This window comes from Flavobacterium sp. ST-158 (assembly GCF_058309975.1).
On sequence record NZ_JBZEEN010000011.1, the window covers coordinates 80,650 to 100,647 of the forward strand.

Annotated in this window: 13 protein-coding genes and 3 tRNA genes; 8 read left to right on the forward strand and 8 right to left on the reverse strand. The window is 33.5% G+C overall.

The genetic code is table 11. The features are described 5' to 3' along the window. Positions 1-82: 82 nt before the first annotated feature. Complete coding sequence (locus AC4FRF_RS15345) at positions 83-502, reverse strand: nucleoside-diphosphate kinase (RefSeq protein ID WP_491160777.1); 420 nt, start codon at positions 500-502, stop codon at positions 83-85. Positions 503-600: 98 nt separating this feature from the next. Further along, positions 601-2,190: a bacillithiol biosynthesis cysteine-adding enzyme BshC gene (bshC, locus tag AC4FRF_RS15350; protein WP_491160779.1), complete on the reverse strand. Its 1,590-nt coding sequence runs from the start codon at positions 2,188-2,190 to the stop codon at positions 601-603. Positions 2,191-2,295: 105 nt separating this feature from the next. Here bshC and AC4FRF_RS15355 point away from each other — a divergent pair, with 105 nt between their 5' ends. Further along, the gene (locus tag AC4FRF_RS15355) at positions 2,296-3,576 is read left to right on the forward strand and encodes an MFS transporter (protein ID WP_491160781.1); all 1,281 of its coding nucleotides are present in this window, start codon (positions 2,296-2,298) and stop codon (positions 3,574-3,576) included. Between the two features lie 76 nt (positions 3,577-3,652). Here the strand turns inward: AC4FRF_RS15355 and AC4FRF_RS15360 are convergent, their stop codons facing one another. Further along, the gene (locus tag AC4FRF_RS15360; RefSeq protein WP_491160783.1) at positions 3,653-7,720 is read right to left on the reverse strand and encodes a DUF7948 domain-containing protein; all 4,068 of its coding nucleotides are present in this window, start codon (positions 7,718-7,720) and stop codon (positions 3,653-3,655) included. A gap of 148 nt (positions 7,721-7,868) precedes the next feature. Here AC4FRF_RS15360 and AC4FRF_RS15365 point away from each other — a divergent pair, with 148 nt between their 5' ends. Continuing rightward, on the forward strand, positions 7,869-10,067 hold the full coding sequence (locus tag AC4FRF_RS15365) for a B12-binding domain-containing radical SAM protein (RefSeq protein ID WP_491160785.1): 2,199 nt from the start codon (positions 7,869-7,871) through the stop codon (positions 10,065-10,067). Positions 10,068-10,609: 542 nt separating this feature from the next. Then, positions 10,610-11,623, forward strand: coding sequence for an outer membrane beta-barrel protein (locus tag AC4FRF_RS15370; protein ID WP_491160787.1), 1,014 nt, complete (start codon positions 10,610-10,612; stop codon positions 11,621-11,623). A 175-nt stretch (positions 11,624-11,798) separates the two neighbouring features. On the opposite strand, the gene AC4FRF_RS15375 is transcribed toward AC4FRF_RS15370, so the two are convergent. The 5 genes from AC4FRF_RS15375 to AC4FRF_RS15395 all read right to left on the reverse strand — a co-directional run bounded on the left by AC4FRF_RS15375 (position 11,799) and on the right by AC4FRF_RS15395 (position 17,271). Further along, positions 11,799-12,701, reverse strand: coding sequence for an N-acetylmuramoyl-L-alanine amidase (locus tag AC4FRF_RS15375; protein WP_491160789.1), 903 nt, complete (start codon positions 12,699-12,701; stop codon positions 11,799-11,801). A gap of 26 nt (positions 12,702-12,727) precedes the next feature. Continuing rightward, on the reverse strand, positions 12,728-13,204 hold the full coding sequence (locus tag AC4FRF_RS15380) for a hypothetical protein (RefSeq protein WP_491160791.1): 477 nt from the start codon (positions 13,202-13,204) through the stop codon (positions 12,728-12,730). A 35-nt stretch (positions 13,205-13,239) separates the two neighbouring features. Further along, positions 13,240-14,553 (reverse strand): 30S ribosomal protein S12 methylthiotransferase RimO, encoded by a 1,314-nt coding sequence (rimO, locus tag AC4FRF_RS15385; RefSeq protein ID WP_491160793.1) that lies wholly within the window; start codon positions 14,551-14,553, stop codon positions 13,240-13,242. 235 nt (positions 14,554-14,788) lie between these two features. Beyond that, on the reverse strand, positions 14,789-16,300 hold the full coding sequence (locus AC4FRF_RS15390) for an OmpP1/FadL family transporter (protein WP_491160795.1): 1,512 nt from the start codon (positions 16,298-16,300) through the stop codon (positions 14,789-14,791). A 29-nt stretch (positions 16,301-16,329) separates the two neighbouring features. Next, positions 16,330-17,271: a hypothetical protein gene (locus tag AC4FRF_RS15395; RefSeq protein WP_491160797.1), complete on the reverse strand. Its 942-nt coding sequence runs from the start codon at positions 17,269-17,271 to the stop codon at positions 16,330-16,332. A 101-nt stretch (positions 17,272-17,372) separates the two neighbouring features. Between AC4FRF_RS15395 and proS the strand changes: the two genes are divergently transcribed. The 5 genes from proS to rpsT all read left to right on the forward strand — a co-directional run bounded on the left by proS (position 17,373) and on the right by rpsT (position 19,544). Beyond that, the gene (proS, locus tag AC4FRF_RS15400; protein WP_491160799.1) at positions 17,373-18,851 is read left to right on the forward strand and encodes a proline--tRNA ligase; all 1,479 of its coding nucleotides are present in this window, start codon (positions 17,373-17,375) and stop codon (positions 18,849-18,851) included. Between the two features lie 97 nt (positions 18,852-18,948). After that, positions 18,949-19,020, forward strand: a tRNA-Glu gene (locus AC4FRF_RS15405). Between the two features lie 44 nt (positions 19,021-19,064). Beyond that, positions 19,065-19,136, forward strand: a tRNA-Glu gene (locus tag AC4FRF_RS15410). Positions 19,137-19,184: 48 nt separating this feature from the next. Further along, positions 19,185-19,256 (forward strand) — tRNA-Glu (locus AC4FRF_RS15415). Between the two features lie 36 nt (positions 19,257-19,292). After that, positions 19,293-19,544, forward strand: coding sequence for a 30S ribosomal protein S20 (gene rpsT / locus AC4FRF_RS15420; RefSeq protein WP_491160800.1), 252 nt, complete (start codon positions 19,293-19,295; stop codon positions 19,542-19,544). The last annotated feature ends 454 nt before the right edge of the window (positions 19,545-19,998 follow it).

Here is a 19,998-nt window from a genome sequence, read left to right on the forward strand (position 1 = left end):
GTTTTGAAAAACGATATGGGATTTTTTATTTTTAAGCAATAATTTTTTTAAGCTAATAAGTCTGAATTCTAATTTCTGGAAACTAGAATTGCTCTCTTCCAGCAAAATGAAAATTACCTTCAATAGCTGCGTTTTCATCGCTATCAGAACCGTGAACTGCATTTTGACTCATAGAAGTGGCGTATAGTTTTCTAATAGTTCCTTCGGCAGCATCGGCTGGATTGGTAGCTCCAATTAAAGTTCTAAAATCAGCAACAGCATTTTCTTTTTCTAAAATAGCTGCCACAATAGGTCCGCTTGACATAAATTCTACTAATTCTCCGTAGAAAGGTCTAGCTGCGTGAACAGCATAAAATGCTTGTGCATCGGCAACGGTAAGTTGGGTAAGTTTTAAAGATACAATTTTAAAGCCTGCATTTGTAATCATTGCAAGTATGTTTCCAATGTGTCCATTAGCGACAGCATCGGGTTTAATCATAGTAAAAGTTCTGTTGGTTGTCATTTTGTAATTTCTTTTTTTATAAAAGTAACTTTTTTTAAATGGTTACGGCTTTGAAATAACTATAAATTAAGTTCTAAAAGGTATTTATTTGTTAAATTTTATAATGAGATAATATCAAAACGTTGTTCAAGCGGTTTGAGTTGGTCTATTAGTTTAGGAATAAGCTTACTTCCGCTTTCAATATAAAATTCAGAAAAATTAGCTTGGCGTTCTTGTAAACCTTGGTTGGGAAACAATTCATTTTGTAAATCGGCTATTCGGGCTAAAGTGTCTTTTAATTTTATTTTTTCAGCCTTAAGCAATCGTTTTTCTAGATTTTCAAGTCCTTTTAGCTGTTTTACTTCTTGCGCTTTTACTGCTCCGGCAAATGAAGGATCCGTCTTTGTGGTGATTTCGTTCAGGATGCTAAACTGCGTTTGTAATTGCGTTTTAAGCAAAGTTAAATCAATATCAAATTCGGATAGGATTTTAGCTTTAGCATTTAATAAATCCTCTTGTTTTGAGAATAAATCACTCCAACTTAAATATAACTTTTCGGCTTTTTTAGTTTGTTTTTCGGTTATTAACAGTACTGAATTACGAACTAATAGGATTGGGAAACTAACTTGTACTGCATCAAAAAATGATTTTAGTTCCAACCAATAGGCAATTTCACCTCCTCCTCCAATGTAGCACAAATTAGGCAAAATAACTTCTTGGTATAACGGACGCATAATTACATTCGGACTGAATTTTTCGGGATTACTTTCCAATAATGCTAAAATTTCCTTTTCAGAAAATTCAAGTTTAGTATTGTTTACTTTGAATTTATTGTTTTCAAAGACAATACGCTCACGCAAATTATCTTCAATATAAAACAAATTGATTTCACGAGGATTTACTTGGATGTTATATTCCGTAAGTTTTTCGGTAGTTGCAATTACATTTTTATAAGCCGTTTGTTGCAATAATTCTTCCTTAATATATGGAATGAAATTTTGTTTTAAATCAGCTTCATCGGCATCAATAATTACTAATCCTTCTGAGCCAAATAAACTATTGGCTAAAAAACGGGTTGCATCGGCAAGATTGTTATGGTTCAAATAAGCTTCTTGAAATAATTTTTTTAGAGTTTCAGCATTGCTACTTGAACCTAGTTCCTGCGCAAATATTTCCAGAAAATCATCTAAACCTTCAGTCGATAATCGTCCTACTGGTCCTGTACTTGTTCTGTTCCAACGGAATTTTTTACCTTTAAAATTAAAATAATTGATTTCTTCAAAATCATGATCTTCGGTAGCCATCCAATAGATAGGTACAAAATTATAAGCAGGATATTTTACTTTTAATTCATTTGTCAAATTAATAGTCGAAATAATTTTATACAGAAAATACAAAGGTCCTGAAAATAAATTGAGTTGATGTCCGGTAGTTACTGTAAAGGTGTTTTCTACTTTTAAGGCCTCAATATTTTGTTGGGTTAAATGCGAAATTTCTATTTCAGCATATTGTTTTTGCAAAACAGTAACCAGATTTTCTCTTTGATTATGTTTAAAGTTGGCTTGCTTTTCGGCTATTTGAGCCTCAAAGTTTTCAATGCTTGGAAATCGATTATATAAGGATTGTATTTTTAGATTTTGGTCTAGATAATCATTCATCAAAGGAGAAAAATATCCTGATTTTTGATAGCTGATACAGTCGTTGGGCATGTGTGATTTTGTTTTGAGTAAAATTACCAAAAAATATTGGAACTAAATATTTGTAGCTTTCAAAAATAAGGATGACTTTTGCAGGATTTTAAACCTAATTTCTTGATGATGAAAGAACAGACTGCTAAAATAAATTCTTTAAAACACGTTCTTTTTGGGAGTTTAATAGGAACAACCATAGAGTTTTTTGATTTTTATATCTACGCCAATGCTGCAGTATTGGTTTTTCCACAATTGTTTTTTCCAGGAGCTAGCAGTACCAATTCTACTTTAGAATCCTTAGCTACTTTTTCTATTGCCTTTTTGGCTAGACCTTTAGGGTCGGCGGTTTTTGGACATTATGGTGATAAAATTGGCCGTAAGGTAACCTTAGTTGTAGCCTTATTGACCATGGGTATATCTACAATAAGTATCGGTTTTTTGCCAAGTTATGCTAGTATAGGTATAATGGCTCCTATTTTATTGATGCTTTGTCGTTTTGGTCAAGGTGTTGGTTTAGGTGGCGAATGGGGTGGAGCTGTTTTGTTAGCTATCGAAAATGCACCGCCACACAAGCGCGCTTGGTACGGAATGTTCCCTCAATTAGGTGCGCCAATAGGATTGATACTTTCTGGCGGAACCTTTTTAATATTGACAAATTCCATGAGTGCCGAAGCTTTTATGGACTATGGCTGGAGAATTCCATTTATTGCCAGTTCGCTTTTAGTGATTGTAGGTTTCTATATTCGTTTAAAAATTACGGAAACTCCTGCTTTTGAAAATTCGAAAGAAGAGCAAAAAGAAGTGAAAGTGCCTTTTATTACCGTTTTTAAATCCTATAAAAACCAATTGATTTTTGGAACATTAGCAGCAGTCACTACATTTTTAGTGTTTTATTTGATGACGGTTTTTATTTTAAATTGGAATACTAAGAGTTTAGGTTTTACAAATAAAGAAGCACTTTTAATTCAGTTATTTTCAGTACTATTCTTTGCCATTTTTATTCCTATTTCAGCCTTGGCTGCTGATAAAATTGGAAGACGTAAAATGTTAATTTACACAACAATTGCTATTGCTATTTTTGGATTTTTCTTTTCATTCTTTTTGACAAGCAAAAATATAGTTTTAGTGACCTTTTTTGTTTGTTTAGGAATGTCACTTATGGGATTTATTTATGGTCCGTTAGGTACTTTTTTATCTGAATTATTTCCAACAACCGTTCGTTATACAGGTGCTTCATTGACGTTTAACTTGGCAGGGATTTTAGGTGCTGCATTTGCACCAATGGCCGCGATTAAATTGTCTGACAGTTATGGTATTGCTTCAGTAGGGATATATCTAACAGTTGCAGCTTGTATATCGTTAATTTCTTTATTGGTAATTAGTAAGCAAGAACATAAGTTTTAAGATTATTTGAACACAAAGTTTACGAATATTTACAAAAAGAGCGCAATTTGAATACAATTTGCGCTCTTTTTTTGCTTTATCTCTTCAAGCTAAAATGTCCTTTGTATTCCTGTCCATTGGCTCTTGTCGCAATAAACCAGTAATCTGTTGATGGCAATTCCTGATTGTTAAACAGGCCATTCCAACTTGAATTAGGGAATAATTCTTTTAATAATTTACCATAACGATCAAAGATTCGAATTCCGGTATTGGGTTTTAAATAGGCAAAATCAATAGTCCAAGTGTCATTATATCCGTCATTATTTGGTGTAAAGAATTTTGGGTATGGAAGCTCATCTACAAAATTGATACAATCTCCAGTAGTGGCTTCGAGAATAATTATGGATACAGGAATTCGTTCGCTCTGGCAATTGTTTATGGTTTCTGAAGCATAGTAGGTAACTCCATTTTCAAGTAAAGTGAAATCCGATAGAGGTATGGAAGAGGAAGCACTCTCAAACCAATTGATGTTTTGTCCCGAAATGGTAATGTCGCTAATTTTTGCATTTTTCTGAATACAGAATGTTTGAGGTGAAGTAACAGTAGGGGGTTGCGTATCCTGAATTGTTACAGTAATGGCTAGTCTTTCGCTTTCACAATTGTTAAGAGTTTGTGTAGCATAATAGATTTTTCCATTTTCTAATAAAGTTGTTTCATCTAGAATATTTCCATTAGAAAGCTCATCGTACCAAGTAATATTGGAACCCGAAATACTAAGATTGGCAATAGTCGTATTTTCATCAATACAAAATTGTTGATTTTTATTGCCTATTGGTAATGGAGTATCATAAACTTGAACTAAAACCGGAGTTCTGTCACTTTCACAACCGATGGTTTGTGAGGCGTAATAGGTTTTGTTGTTTTCTAATAATGTAGTACTAGACAGGCTGGCTGCAGAAAAATTGGTATCGTACCATTTTATGTTTTGCCCTTGTATTTGAATATCGTTTAGCGTTGCATTTTCATTTTTACAAAAAGATGTTGTTGCATTTGCTGTTGGAGCCGAAGGGGTATTAACAATTGAAACTTGAATTCCTAATCTTTCACTTTCGCAATTATTCATCGTTTGCGAAGCATAGTAAGTTTTGCCATCAACAAGAGAAGTCGTTTCGCTTAATAAAGAACCATTGTTTAAGGTGTCATACCATTTGATTTGATTTCCTGTTGCTTGGATAGCTCCAATTGTAGGATTTGAATCACTGCAAAACGACTGATTGGCATCTGCTGTTGGAAGCGGAGTGTTTTGAATATTAATTAAAACAGCAATTCTTTCGCTTTCGCAGCCGTTAATAGTTTGTGAAGCATAATAAGTGGTACCATTTTGTAATGAAGTATTGTTGGAAAGTACATTTCCATTAGTCTGAGCATCATACCATTTTATGTTTTGTCCTGTAATGGCAATGTCACTACTTGTTGCGTTTTGCTGGATGCAGAAGGTTTGAGGGGAAGTGACAGTTGGAAGCGGTTGGTTAGTAATAGTTACGGTTTGATTTTGATTAACAGCATTTCCATTCCCGTCATCATAGTTCCAAATAATAGTATAAGTTCCAGGTAAATTGTAGGTTAGCGGACTTGTCGTTGTAGCTGTAATTGCACCAGCACATGCATCAGTAGCCGTTGGGACTGTGGTTATAGTTGTATTACAATCTCCTGTTATTGTTGGGAGAGTGGCAAGATCAGGAACTGGAGCTTCTACGTCTCCAATAATTACATCGACAGTTTTAGTATGATCACAGCCTCCTGTTCCAGTTATTAAACAACTATATTGTCCACTATTTTGAGCAGTTGCATTTATTATTATTGGGTTTTGTTCGGTGGATGTAAAGCTGTTTGGACCTGTCCATAAATAATCGGTACCTCCAGAAGCTTTTAGTTCTAAGGTATTGCCAATGCAGATTGGGGAATTTGATGAAACTTCAGGTGATGAAAGACAATCTTGAAATTTGGCTAAATATACATCTTGTAATCCACCAGATGGACTTAAAGAGTAATTTTCTTGATGTGCCTCTGGAGTTGAAATGCCAGATGTACTTTGTGTATTACCAACTAAATAAATATTATCTAAGTTATCTATAGATATTTTATTGTTAACATCTGAAGCTCCATTTAGTCCTTCGCTACCATTACCTCCATAGTAGGTTCCCCATTCTCTTTTTCCATCTTCATCAAGTTTTATCATATATGCATCACCATATTGTGGCGATGTAGAATAGGCATTTGCTGTTGCAATTCCATTAGTCATACTTGTAACTCCTTCAAAAATCAATTTGTTTTTTGAGTTAATTGCTATATCTTGGATTATTTCTCCAAAATAAGTTCCCCAAACTTGGTTTTTCAGATTAATATCAAATTTAACTATATAACTACTGAACCCAAAATTCATTGGGAGATCCATAAAATTCTCATTAAATGTATTGGTGCTATTCAAATTATTATGACTATTTGTTATTCCTGAGATATATAAATAATCACCTTTTAATGTAGATTTGTTTATCGTGCAACTTGTTGTACCATTAAAATACGATCCCCAAATTCTTTGACCGTCTAAGTTAAATTTTGCAATCATTCCTGCATTGTAGCCTGTTTTAGTATTATTTGTAGATATTGCCTCATCACTACTTGTGGTTCCTGTAATATACAAATAGTCATCATCAGATATGTTTGAAGATAAAATTTGTTCATCTCTTTTTCCTCCAAAATAAGTTCCCCAAATTCTTTGTCCTTGAGGAGTAAATTTTGCAATAAAACCATCATTTCCATAGTAATCATCAGCATGAATAGGTTGATGTGAACCAGCTGTTGCAATGTTGTTTGAACTCATAGCAAAACCAACTAGATAAATGTTATTTTGCTTATCAAAGCATATATCATTCCCAATATCCATAAGGTCTCCACCATAAAAAGTTCCCCATTCTCTAGTTCCAAGTGGATTTAATTTAACTAAGTATGCATTTTTATAATTTCCAGCAGATAGTGGCTGATGTGAGTTATTAGTAGCAACTAGTGAGTTATTAATATTTGGACCTACATCTACTCCTCCAGTGAAATATAAATTTCCGTTTGTATCTACTTTTATAGTTTCAGGTATGGCAGCATAGTAAATCCCCCAAAGTCTGATTCCGTCAGTATTAAATTTTGTAATGAAACCATCACCATAAAATGGAGCATAATAATAATCGATAAAGTTACCAGTTGTTGCAATATTTGATGTACTCCAAGTATATCCAGAAATATATACATTATTATAACTATCATTGCATATATCAGTTGAATAATCACCTTTTTCTCCACCATAATATGTCCCCCAAAGCCTAACAGGAACAGGATCAATAATTACGGTTTTTCCATCTACAGAATTTGATGTGTTAAAACCATAAACATTGTTTTTGATTTTTTTATAGCCCACTCGAATAGATTTTTTAGTCATTCCTTCTTCTGTCCAGCTGGCAGGCAGAATTTCTTCTATTGCTCCAAAACGAACATTCATTTTGATTTTATTATCAACTAATTCTGTTTTGGCGCCATTAAATTTCAATTGAATATCTGATATTTTTCCACTTGGATGCACCACAAAGTTATATTCAACTGCTTTTAAGCTGTCTTTTGGTATGGAGAAAACGACATCTATATTAGGGTAGATATTTTTGTAAGTGATTTGCTGGTATTGATGTACATTGACAATGCCTTCGGGTTTATTAGGAACATTGTAATAATTATCATAGTCTTTTGACTCTCCATTAGAAATCAATTCTACATTGGGATTTGAATTTACAAAGTCAATGTCTATTCGATGAAAAGTATATTCCAAATTATAATCAGGTACTTTTTTATCATTTTTTGCTATTGATGAAATGGAGTTATTTTCTTCGATACGATGTTTTACAGGGATTTTTTTAGTTTCATAAATGTCATAAGAAAAACCATTTTGCTTTAATTGTACATTTAAACCATTCGTATTTAAAAGAAATTTTACGGCATTATTGGGTTTTCCATTTTGATCTGTAATTTGACCTTTGTTTTCTTTAAATCCAATGGAGTTGTTCTTGTTTTGAGCCATTGAATTTATTCCAATGAATAATAAAAGTATAAAGTATTTGAACCTCATTTTAATGCTTTTTTCTAGTTTTCAAATGTAATTAAATACGCTCAAATGACAGTATTCTTTTTAATTGAAAAATATGCTTTAAAAACTTTCATTTCACTTTAGAATAGAAACTAAAATTATCCCCTATTTTTGCACAAAACAATTCCCTTTGAAAACCAAACTATTCCTCATAACGCCTCCTTTTACCCAGCTGAATACGCCGTATCCGGCAACTGCTTATATCAAAGGTTTTTTAAATACTAAAAATATTGAGTCGGTTCAGGCTGATTTGGGCATTGAAGTGATTTTGAAATTGTTTTCGAAAAAAGGTTTGGAAGAAATGTTTGATCAAGCAACCAACAACCATCAACCAATAACCGACAACTGTAAAAGAATCTTTGCACTCCAAGACGAATACATTAAAACCATCGATTCAGTAATTTCTTTTTTGCAAGGGAAGAATCCAACCTTGGCATTGCAAATTTGTCAGGAAGATTATTTACCTGAAGCGTCCCGTTTTGTACAGTTGGAAGAATTAGATTGGGCTTTCGGCACCATGGGAACTCAGGATAAGGCGAAACATTTGGCAACCTTATATCTCGAAGATATCTCTGATTTTATTGTTGAATGTATCGATGCTAATTTTGGATTTAGCCGTTATGCGGAGCGTTTGGGACGTAGTGCCAATTCGTTTGATGAATTATACGAAGCATTACAACAAGAAGCTACCTATATAGATAACATACTGCTTTCTATTTTGAAGGAACGAATTGAAACTATTCAACCGACATTATTTTTAATATCTGTTCCTTTTCCGGGAAATTTATATTCAGCTTTTCGATGTGCGCAATGGGTTAAAAAACATTATCCTGAAATTAAAGTTTCAATGGGAGGTGGTTTTCCTAATACCGAATTGCGTTCCCTTTCGGATGCCCGTGTTTTTGAATTTTTCGATTACATCACCTTAGATGATGGCGAAGTTCCCATTGAATTGATAGTTCAATCCATTTGCCAGACTGATCCTGTCGAAGTCAGTTATAAGCGAACTTTTCTTTTAGAAGATGGTAAAGTAGTTTATAAAAACAATTCAACTAAACCAGATTACAAGCAATCTCAAGTAGGAACACCTGATTATTCGGATTTGTTATTGGACAAATACATTTCAGTAATCGAAATTGTGAATCCTATGCATCGTATGTGGAGTGACGGACGCTGGAATAAACTTACCATGGCACATGGTTGTTATTGGGGAAAATGCACCTTTTGCGATATTTCATTAGACTATATAAAGGTATATGAACCTGTAGCGGCTAGTTTATTGTGTGATAGAATGGAGGAAATGATAGCGCAAACGGGAGAAAATGGATTCCATTTTGTGGACGAAGCCGCTCCACCGGCTTTAATGCGTGCTTTGGCATTGGAAATTTTGAAAAGAAAATTATCGGTTACTTGGTGGACGAACATTCGATTTGAGAAAAGTTTTACTCGAGATTTGTGTTTGTTGCTCAAAGCTTCAGGTTGCATAGCCGTTTCTGGAGGCCTTGAAGTAGCATCTGACCGATTACTTAAATTAATAGATAAAGGAGTAACGGTAGAACAAGTGGCTAGAGTGACTCGTAATTTTACTGAAGCGGGTGTTATGGTTCATGCCTATTTAATGTATGGTTATCCAACACAAACGATACAAGAAACAATTGATAGTCTCGAAATGGTGCGCCAATTGTTTGAAGCAGGTGTTTTGCAATCGGGTTTTTGGCATCAATTTGCTATGACGGCGCATAGTCCTGTAGGTTTGTATCCAGAGAAATTTGGCGTAGTTAAAGAAACCGAAACTATTGGGACTTTTGCTAATAATGATATTAATTATGTAGATGCAACAGGAATTGATCATGACATGTTTAGTTTTGGACTCAAAAAATCACTCTTTAATTATATGCATGGAATTTGTTTTGATTTCGAATTGCAAGAATGGTTTGATTTTAAAATTCCAAAAACAAAAATCCCAGAAGATTTTATTTTTAAAGCACTTGACGAATCTAATGATTTTAATACCAAACCCAATGCAAAAGTGGTTTGGCTGGGAGGAAAGCCGTTTGTAGAGTCTTTTATTAAATCAAAGAAAGGAACTAGTTGGGAAATGATGCGATTGACTTTTCATGATAAGAAAGAAAGTTTTTCTATACAAACTAGTAAACAAGAAGGTGAGTGGTTGGTTGCAATACTTCAAAAACTCTCAGTTAGCAATTCTAAAACCTATACTTTTCAAGAGTTAAAAACAGATTATGAACATCAGTTGGAAGATTTTGAGCTTTTCTGGTATTCCAAACCAATGAATACCTTGGCTGAATACGGACTTTTAGTGTTATAAACGAATATTATTATGTTTTATAAATACATTATTGCAGTTGTTTTTCTTTTATGGTATAAATAGTAGATTAATTAAAATAGTATTTAATGCAATCAAAACCTCCAATTTGGGGGTTTTGTTGTTTTTGGGTGTTTATATTTTAAGTTTAATTATTTTTAGATGTTGTTTTGTTTTTATTGAACCCTATTTTTTAAGGGGGTGTTGTTGTTTTGTAATAGTTAAATATTGCTTTTTTGTCATTTTTTTATCTAGATTTTGATTTTTAGCATGGTTTTTAATAGGGGTGTGTCTTTTTTGATGTGAGAATAATCATTTTTTTGGTATTGAAAAATAAAGAAAATGTATTTTTTTTTAATCGAATCCTGTTTTTTGATAATTCGACGTCAAAATCAGTAAAAAGTTATATTTTTTTATTTCTGTAAAACTAAAAGTTGATAAATTTGCTTCAAGAAAGGAGTTAAAAATGTATTAAAAACTGAGAATAATATGTTAATATCCTCTTTTGAGTAAAAATAATTTAAATAACCAAAACAAAATTCAACATGAAAAAAGTAATTTTTATTTTAGCTTTAGCGCTGACAGGAAGCATGACATTTGCACAAGACACACCGTTAGAAATTTCAGGATCTGCTGATGTTTACTACAAATATGATTTTGCAAAAGTTTCAAATTCTAACGGTGAAGGAGGAGGACCTGTTACAAGTTTTGGAACAGATCAGAATTCAGTTTCTTTAGGTATGCTGGATATTGCTTTGAAAAAAACAACAGGTAAAACGTCTTTCGTGGGTGAAGTTTCTTTTGGGCCAAGAGGAGAAAAACAATCAATTCCAGATGTAGATGGACAATCATTCCATATTCAAAATTTGTATGCTACTTATGCAGCAACAGATAAATTGAGTTTTACAGCAGGATACATGGGGACTTTTGTTGGATATGAGGTAATTTCACCAGTGGCTAACTTTCATTATTCAACTTCTTATTTGTTTACTAATGGACCATTCCAAAACGCAGGGGTAAAAGCTAATTATGCAATTTCTGACAAAGTAGGTATTATGGTGGGGGCATTTAATGATTCTTGGAATTCTTATTCTGCAGATGAATTTAAAGGTTTAAATGCTATTGGAGCTCAATTGTCTTTTGCGCCAACTGAAGGGGTAAGTGCTTATTTGAACTTTATGGATGGTTCAGTAAGTGGAACAATTGTAGATTTGACGGCATCTTTCCAATTGTCTGATAAATTTAGCTTAGGATTAAACTCTGCTGATTTTTCTAACGATGGTAAGGTAGGTTATACAGGTGTAGCTCTATATCCTTCATTATCTGTAACGGATAACTTTGGTTTAGGTTTGCGTGGTGAGTACTTTAAATTTAAAGAAGGTTCAGGAGATACTTCAGTTACAGCTTTAACATTAACAGGAAATATTAAAGCAGGTGGATTAACAGTTATTCCTGAATTTAGAATGGATTCTGGTAAAGATAAATTATTTGTTGATTCTGATATGGCTCCTACTAAATCTTTCTCTCAGTTTTTAGTAGCATTGGTTTACGGGTTCTAAGAATTTAGAATATTTGGTAAAAATATAAAAACATAATTTTTTTTTGCTGCCAAGGTATATGTTAAATGTATCTTGGCAGTTTTTTTATGTCTAATTTCATGTAGTAATAAACGGAAATTAAAAAGGTTCTTTGAAACAAATCAAAGAACCTTTTTTAAAAATTATTGTATGTAATTTATTGTTTTAGATAGATAGAATAAATTGTGTTTATAGTATCTTGATCTAAAATAGCATTTACTGTTTCTGGCATATAATGCAATTTAAAAGCAGTAATTGCAGCATTTAAGTTTTTAGTATTGTAACCAATAATACGTAATGCTAATTCAGGGTTAAAATCAAATGGAGCTAATGGAAGAATGTCGTCTTTCCATATTCCAAATCCATTTTCTGCTAATGTTTTCCATGGAAATAAGGCGCTTGGGTCTTTTTTTCTAGTGGGTGCAATATCAGAATGGCCAATGATGTTTTGAGTTGGAATGTTGTAATCTTTTTTTAATTTACTTAATAAAGCCATTAAGCTAGTTATTTGAGCTTCGGAAAAGGGTTCGGCACCATTATTGTCTAGCTCAATTCCTATAGAAGTTGAGTTGATATCTGTGTTTTTGCCCCAAGAACCTACACCAGCGTGCCAGGCACGTAAATAGTCGTTTAGCATTTGTACAACATGACCATCATCGGCAATTACATAATGAGCGCTAACTTGAGTACTTGTTTTTGTAAAAGTATTTATGGTTTGCTGTATTGAATCTTGCGCTGTATGGTGAATAATGACAAAATTGGGTTTTCTAAGGTTAAAATTGACCGTGCTAATCCATTCCGTTTTTGCACCATTGTCTAATTCAGTAGAGCCAACTTTAAAAATGCTATCTTTAAAAGTATATAATTGTTTAGAATAGGCACTGTCTATACTGATTGTTATTTTGTTTACAATCGGTAAAGGCTCTGGTTCTTTTACAGAAATCTGTGTTTTGAAAGATTTTAGTTTATTATCATATTCTTTCTCACTCTTTTTGTATGGATTAGTTGAGCAAGCCGTTATGATGGTAATAGGTAATAAATAACAAAATGGTTTGATCATTTTTTGATACTTTTAGTAAAGAATGTTTATTCTTTTTTTCTTGATTTTTTCTTTTTTTCTTTTTTATTATTACCGCGTTCTTCCTTTAAGGCTTTGTATTTTTGTTTTTGCTCTTCGTTTAGATATTCATTTACTTTTCGTTCATTAACTTCAAAAAGAGCTTTTATTTCATCTGATTTTTCTTGTTGGCTTAGTTTTTCATCTTTCATAATTGCAGTTTGCGATTTGATTATGTCTGTATAAACATTACCAATAGCAATAGTTTGCAGTTCGTCAAGATTCAATTCTGGTTTTAGTTTTTCCATTATTTTACCAACAGTAACTTCAACTGGAATTTCTTTTGGTTTCATGGAGTTTTGTTCAACCTGACTCATGCCCATGCCGTTGCCATAGCCATTTCCGTAACCCCTACCATAACCGTTACCGTAACCATATTGTGCAAGAGCAGTATTAAAAGATAGTATTATAAACGCTAATACAAAGAAAAATTGTGTCTTGTTCATGTTAATTTAATTTTAAAATAGCTGGAATTACTTTTTTAAGCAGGTTCTCCGTAAAGGTCAAATTCAGTTGCATCGATAATTTTAATCATTGCAAAATCACCAGTTTTTAGATAAAACTTAGTAGCATCTATCAGTACTTCGTTATCTACATCTGGACTGTCAAATTCAGTACGACCTATAAAATGACCTCCTTCTTTTCTGTCAATAATACATTTAAAAACTTGTCCTACTTTTTCCTGATTCAAATCCCATGAAATTTGAGATTGTAATTCCATGATTTCATTAGCACGGGCTTGTTTAACATCGTCTGGAACATCGTCTTCCAATAAATATGCATGTGTGTTTTCTTCATGAGAATAAGCAAAGCATCCCATTCGATCAAATTTCATTTCTTGAACAAAATCTTTCAAGATTTCAAAATCTTCCTGAGTCTCTCCAGGATATCCAACAATTAAAGTAGTACGGATAGCCATTCCAGGAACAGCTGCTCTAAAGTCTTTTAATAATTGTGTGGTTTTCGCCTGAGTTGTTCCTCTACGCATAGATTTCAAAATAGAATCTGAAATGTGCTGTAATGGAATATCAATGTAATTGCAAATCTTTGGTTCGCGTTTCATCAAGTCTAAGACATCCATTGGAAAACCAGTAGGGAAGGCATAATGCAAACGAATCCATTCAATTCCTTCTACTTTTGCTAAAGCTTCCAGTAATTCAGCAAGGTTTCTTTTTTTATAGATATCGAGTCCGTAATAAGTTAGGTCTTGAGCAATCAAAATTAATTCCTTAACTCCGTCACGTGCTAAACCTTCGGCTTCTTTTACTAATTTTTCTATTGGTTGTGAAACGTGTTTTCCACGCATAATAGGAATAGCACAAAAACTGCAAGGTCTATCACAACCTTCAGCGATTTTTAAATAAGCATAATTTTTTGGAGTTGTTGTTAAACGTTCTCCTAATAATTCATGTTTATAATCGGCACCAAGTGCTTTTAATAATTGAGGTAATTCAGTAGTTCCAAAAAACTGATCCACATTTGGAATTTCTTTTTCTAAATCCGGACGATAACGTTCCGATAAACATCCTGTTACAAAAACTTTGTCTACTAAGCCTTTTTCTTTTTTGTCAGCATATTCTAAAATCATATTTACCGATTCTGCTTTAGCATTATCGATAAATCCGCAAGTATTGATTACAATAATATTTCCTTCCTTGTCAGCAGGTGCTTCGTGTTCCACCTCTTTGCCATTGGCGCGAAGCTGCCCCATTAATACCTCACTGTCGTATATGTTTTTTGAACACCCAAGGGTGATTACATTTATTTTATTCTTTTTTAAAGACTTGGTTCTCATAGATTTGTAAATTGGAGTGCAAAATTACGGTTTTTTATTCAAAGAATATTGTTTTGTCTCTGATTTAGTGCGGTTTTAAAAAGCTAATCCTGCTGTTCGTTATATCTTTGCTGTTTCCCGATCTCGAAGTTTCGGGACAGAAATGACAGCAAAGGAGGTTGCTTCAATCAGAGCTAAAAGAAAAACCGTCTTGTTTATATGAAGACAAGACGGTTTTTTTAGAATATTTTTTAAATTATAATTCAAATAATAGTGTTAACGATACAGTATTGTTGTTGGAATTAACTTTAGCACCATCTGTAAGTCCTTGGCTGAAGAAGCCTTGTTGCGAATTCCTTTTTGCGTGAGCATAAGATAAATCTAGTTTTGTTCCTCCAAAATTATATCCTAAACCAGCAGAATAACTATTTAAATCACCAACTGTTACTTTGTCGTTATAAGGACTTTCTTCAAATCGGTAACCTGCTCTAAGGCTTAGTCTTTCAATTTTGTATTCTCCTCCAATGCGAATTTCACTTGTGTTTGTAAGTGTTTTGCTCATTTCATTATTCAGAACTTGATAGTAGCTGTCGTATTCTGGTTTGAATTTTATGTTACTATAGTTTTTCAGGCTGTAATCAATGCTTAGGAGTCCAGTTTTTCCAAAAACATAAGCGAAACTTGTAGTGAATTTCCCAGGGGTTTGTAGTTTATATGGGGAATAAACATTGGTGATATTCGGATTAATCACATCTGGATCGAGAGTTCCTGATGTATTAGCACTTACGGCTACTACAGATTGACTTAATTCATCGTACAATTTGTACCAAGTAGGAGATTCGTATGCAAGACCTATTCGTGCTTCGCTCGTTATTTTTCCTATAACTCCAAGTTGAAATGAAAAACCAGAACCATAAGTGTATAAATCATTATTGAATTGAACTTTGTTTACTCTGTAGCTATCAGGGTCTGTTGGTAATGGGTTATTGTTGTCTTCGTAAAATACGGATGATCGGGTATAATCAACAAAATGAGAGTTTAAGTTGATACCTATATAGAATTTATCATTATAGGAAGTGGCTGCGTTAAAAGATAATTTACCGTTGTATCCATTGCTGGTAACAGTGTTTTCCTGATAATAATTTCCTCCTTCGGCTATGTTGGAAATGTATTCATTTGGATTAGGGTCGTTGTTTGCGGGGTCTATAATATAGGCTTTGTATCCTAAATAAGCTTGTTGAGCATCGTTGCTAAGATCTCCGTAATGAGCATCTGCAAAACTATTTAAAGGAATTCCATTAGCAAATTCAACAAAATAATTTCCAATTGAAGTAGTAGGATTAACTCCAAATGTACCCATCGTATTGTTGAAATTATTTGTATTGTCATAATTTATAGCCAAGGAAAATTTATTCCATCCTATATTGTTCCTGTTTTTGTTAAAAACAAATACTAATCCAGCCTGATTAACATCAAAAGAATTGTTTTTTTCTGTGTTTATTGAGCCAAAATAGTTTGCATTATTTTTGGTATTAGTATTGGTCAGGGTTACTCCTATTTGGTTGTTTACAAATATAGCAGAACCAGCAGGGTTGACATTTATAGACGAAAGATCTCCTCCTAAAGCTCCAAAAGCACCACTCATAGCTCTAAAACGAGCGGTTCCATTTATGTTTTCCTGACTAAATCGTACTGCATCACTAATCTCTTGAGATTGTACAGAATTAAATACAAGACCTGATAGAAATAATAAAATATATTTTTTCATTGTAGTATGTTTTAGTTTTAAGTAGCTATTTACCTTCTGCTTCCTCCTGATGATCTATAGCTTCCGCCGCTGCTGCTACCACTGCTGTTTCCTCCGTATGATCTTCCAGTGCTGTAAGAAGATGAAGATGAAGATGGGGTGCTGTAAGATCTAGAAGGGGTATAGTTTTCGCTTCTTGAATAAGTTCTACTTTGTTGAGTAGTATTGTTTTGATATTGTGAACTGCTTCTTCTGTTGGTAGTTGATTGTGAATTATTGGAATTACTGTATGTTCTTGTATTTGTAAATACAGGAGTTCTGTTGCTGGTAGAATATCTTCTTGTAGGTGTGTAGTTTCTTGTAGAGGAAGAACTGTTGTAGGTAGAATTAGTAGATGAAGATCCTCTTCGACTTGGATTGTACGAGTAATTTCTTCGATTTGCATAATTGTTGTTTCCGTAGTAATAATAATAATTATAACCATAATAAGGATAATTCCAGTTATAATATCCATAGTTGTATGATGGGTACCCCCAGTTGTTCCAACCATATCCCCAGTTATTCCAGCCATATCCATAATAAGGAGAACCCCAGCCATAAGAATAAGGATATCCCCAACCAGAATAGCCAAATCCGTAGTTCATTCCCCAATAGTTAGGGTAATAGTTTATAGCTACTTTGGTAGTATTATTGCCCCAATCAGCATAATATGAATTGTTGTTGTCTACTGAATCATAATCGCTGTAGTTGTCTACATCTGTAAAAATTTCAGTTGGTGTATTGTCGTTTTGTAGCGAATTAAAGTAATCTTTGTAGTAATCACTTGAAGCTGTGTTTCTTTCTACTACTCTGTTGCTAGAAGTGGTATAAATTCCATCGCTTTCGTAATAAGAACTATTTTGAAAAGAACCACAAGAAACCATAAAAAGGCTTAGTAATCCAATATAAAGATAATTTTGCGCTTTTCGGAATGAAAAAATATTAGTTTTCATATCTATTGGGTTTTTTATTGTTGCACATTACAAAAATAGTTAGTTTTGCCAAACTATTTAGTTAAATAAAACAAAACAAAATTTGTGCCAAACTATTCAATATGAGTAAGAACCTTACTACACGATCAGAAGATTATTCAAAATGGTATAATGAGCTGGTTGTAAAAGCTGATTTAGCCGAAAATTCAGGAGTTAGAGGCTGTATGGTTATTAAACCTTATGGTTATGCTATTTGGGAAAAAATGCAAGCAGAGTTAGATAGAATGTTTAAAGAAACAGGACATCAAAATGCTTACTTCCCGCTATTTGTTCCTAAAAGTATGTTTGAAGCCGAGGAAAAAAATGCCGAAGGTTTTGCAAAAGAATGTGCTGTAGTGACACATTATAGACTAAAAAACGATCCGGATAAGCCTGGAAAGTTAATTGTAGATCCAAATGCTAAACTAGAGGAGGAGTTAATTGTTCGTCCAACCAGTGAAGCTATCATTTGGTCTACTTATAAAGGATGGGTGCAATCTTATAGAGATTTACCGTTGTTAATTAATCAGTGGGCAAACGTTGTGCGATGGGAAATGCGTACTCGCTTGTTCTTAAGAACTGCTGAGTTTTTGTGGCAAGAAGGGCATACAGCTCACGCGACTAGGCAAGAAGCTATTGAAGAGTCAGAAAAAATGATGAACGTCTATGCTGATTTTGTTCAAAATTTTATGGCTATTCCAGTTGTAAAAGGTTTGAAAACAGAAACGGAGCGTTTTGCTGGTGCTGAAGAAACCTATTGTATTGAAGCTTTGATGCAAGATGGGAAAGCGCTACAGGCAGGAACTTCTCATTTCTTAGGTCAGAATTTTGCTGAGGCATTTGATGTGAAGTTTGCTAATGCAGAAGGGAAGCAAGAATATGTGTGGGGAACTTCTTGGGGGGTTTCTACAAGATTGATGGGAGCGTTGGTAATGACGCACTCTGATGATCAAGGCTTGGTGTTGCCTCCAAATTTAGCGCCAATTCAGGTGGTTATTGTACCTATATATAAGTCAGATGAACAATTAGAACAAATTTCTCAAGAGGTAAATAATTTAATAGTTGATTTGCGTAAGTTGGGTATCTCTGTGAAATTTGATAATAGGACTACTCAAAAACCAGGTTTTAAATTCGCTGAATGGGAATTAAAAGGTGTTCCAGTGCGAATTGCTGTAGGGCCTAAAGACCTTGAAAATGGAACTTATGAGGTGGCAAGACGAGATACTTTGACAAAAGAAGTGAAATCTAAAGAAGGAATTGCTGAATTTATTAGTGGTTTATTAGCGCAAATTCAGTTTGATTTGTTCAATAAGGCGTTAAATTATAGAGAAGCACATATTACTGAAGTAAACAGCTTTGAGGAGTTTAAAGAGGTTTTAGAAAACAAAGGTGGTTTTGTATCAGCACATTGGGATGGGACTGCAGAGACTGAAGAGAAAATTAAGGAGTTGACCAAAGCTACAATTAGATGTATTCCTTTGAATGCAGTTGAAGAGGCGGGAACCTGTGTATTTACTGGGAATTCTTCTAGTAAAAGAGTGTATTTTGCTAAAGCGTATTAAAAAAAATAATTTTTTTTGTGTTAGCTATTGCGCAATTAAAAAACAGTTGTATCTTTGCAACCGCAATACAGAAATGCACTGCACAATGTAACGCAATGGTCCGTTCGTCTATCGGTTAGGACGCCAGGTTTTCATCCTGGTAAGGGGGGTTCGATTCCCCCACGGACTACAAATAAAATATAATACGATTCCTGGCTTAAGAAAAGGAATTATGGTCCGTTCGTCTATCGGTTAGGACGCCAGGTTTTCATCCTGGTAAGGGGGGTTCGATTCCCCCACGGACTACAAGTTAATCTTATTGAATAGATTTTGTAACTTACTTAGAGGGATATTGGTCCGTTCGTCTAGGGGTTAGGACGCCAAGATTTCGTCTTGGTAACAGGGGTTCGATTCCCTTACGGACTACGGAAAAATAGTAAAAAAGATAAAAGATAAAATAAAATGGCAAATCATAAGTCAGCTCTAAAAAGAATTAGAAGTAACGAAAAGAAAAGAGTGTTAAATAGATATCAACACAAAACTACTCGTAATGCTATTAAAGCGTTGAGAATAGCTACTGATAAAGCTGATGCTACTTCTAAATTGTCAAATGTAATTTCTATGATTGATAAGTTAGCTAAAAAGAATATTATCCATGATAATAAAGCGTCTAACTTAAAATCTAAATTGACTAAATTTGTAAATAAATTGTAATTCAATTTTTGTATAATTTTAAGCCCCACTTTTAGTGGGGCTTTTTTTTTTTTTTAAATGACGGTTCTGATCTGTAGGGTTTAGAATAAAAACGGCTTTCGGGTTTTTTACTAAATAATTAGAAAGACAGTTTAATTTATAAAGCTTGTACTATAATATAGTGCGAGCTTTTTTTATGGAGCATTCTCCTGCTGTCCGCTTCAGTCTTACTCGCCGAACCCCGGCAAGTAAGGATTTCCGCTGCTATCAGGGCTAGGGAGTAGTGTTTGCAAGAAAAATATCCTTTATTATTTAGGGTAAAGAATGGTATTTGGATCCAAAACTCTCTGCGTATTGATGGTGAATCTTCTTGAAATGCGATAATACAATTGTCTAAATTCTTACAAATGATAAAAAAGTTAAAATCCAAGTTGTATATTTTCAGTGAGTTAAAAAAAAGATTAAAAATAGTTGG